Source organism: Salifodinibacter halophilus (genome assembly GCA_012999515.1).
In the GTDB taxonomy this organism is placed as follows: domain Bacteria; phylum Pseudomonadota; class Gammaproteobacteria; order Nevskiales; family Salinisphaeraceae; genus Salifodinibacter; species Salifodinibacter halophilus.
The window spans coordinates 1-239 of sequence record JABEEB010000673.1; the positions used below are offsets into that span (position 1 = coordinate 1).

Genomic DNA, 239 nt, shown 5'->3' on the forward strand with positions numbered 1-239 from the left:
ACTACGAGCGCCAGTCGCAGGCCCTGCTCGGCTACAACCTGCCGCAGATCTGGCTGATCCACGCCAACGCGCTCAACGCCGACACCTACGGCGAGCTGATCGCGATGGCGCGCAAACGCGGCTACCGCTTCATCGGCCTGGACGAAGCCATGCGCGACAAAGCCTACCAACGCGCCGACGCCTATACCGGCCCGGCCGGCCCGAGCTGGCTGCACCGCTGGGCGATCGGCGAAAACAAA

1 protein-coding gene is annotated in these 239 nt (G+C 66.9%); it reads left to right on the forward strand.

All coding sequences use genetic code 11. The features are described 5' to 3' along the window. Positions 1-239 (forward strand): polysaccharide deacetylase (locus tag HKX41_13265; GenBank protein ID NNC25104.1); only part of this gene is annotated, 239 nt, incomplete at both ends.